Consider the following 962-nt stretch of genomic DNA (forward strand, 5'->3'; position numbering starts at 1 on the left):
TCGCATGTAGCATGATTTCGACGGCAGTTTCTTCGCCGATATGCGACGTGACCTCCTTTACAGACTCGTCGCACTCGTAGAGTGCCTGTCGGTAGCGCCCCTGTTTGCTCAAGACCGTGGCTAACCACATGTCGACCCAAGCTTTAACGTAGTACCCCTTGCATTCGCCGACGTAGCGTTGAGCTGTGCGCAGATGAGCCAGGCTGGATTCGAAGTTTGTGTCGGCCATTGCGCCGCATCCCACAACGATATTGCCGATGGCTAGATCGATTGGGTCAGCGTCTGGCCAACGCGATAACCAGCTTCGTGCATACGGAGCGGCTTCCTGGGCGCGATCGCAGAGCGTGGGTATGGTGCACCGTTCGAGCTCAACTGCCTGTCGGATCCGACTCAAGCGTTGCTCATCAAAGCTACTAGCCAACTCAGTCGGCGTGTCGGATGAGGCGAACTCAGCAATCAGTTTGCTGAGAACTGCCCGCGCCTCCGCCGATCGTCGAAGAACTGCAAGTGACCACGCTTGCTTTACTCTGATCTCTGGGAACTGCGATAGCGCGTCCTCGGGAAGCTTATTTGCCCAATAAAGAAAAGTGGAGTGACGCCCCTGATATCGAGCAATTGTTCGGGCGTAGTGATCTATCAACGCGGCAGCATCTTTAACGTTGCCAACATCGAGCTCAGGTCGATCGCGGCGTCAACCCGGCCGTTGGTAGTTAACCAACTGAGTGCACGTGGGATGTACGAACTAATCTCATCGAACCCGCGGCGGCGTAATCGAACTAGCAAGAAGTCACGAACAATCGGATGCAGAGCGTAAGGAAGCATCGCATCGTTGCTGCGGCTAATCGGCAACGCTCTTCGTTCCAGTTCCGTAAGCAGATCTTCAGCGTCGCTCATGTTGGTGGCCGCAGCAACCAGGTGACTGTTGAACCGCCTGAACATGGCCAGACAGAGCAGCAGTTGTG

General features: G+C 55.5%; 1 protein-coding gene and 1 pseudogene. Both read right to left on the minus strand.

Annotated elements, in window-relative coordinates:
- Window positions 1-229 (minus strand): hypothetical protein (locus x551_RS26645; RefSeq protein WP_036252000.1); only part of this gene is annotated, 229 nt, incomplete at its 3' end.
- 407 nt (window positions 230-636) lie between these two features.
- Window positions 637-962, minus strand: a pseudogene (locus x551_RS25665) (ATP-dependent transcriptional regulator); the annotation flags it as partial.

Source organism: Methylibium sp. T29, assembly GCF_000576205.1.
GTDB lineage: Bacteria > Pseudomonadota > Gammaproteobacteria > Burkholderiales > Burkholderiaceae_C > Methylibium > Methylibium petroleiphilum.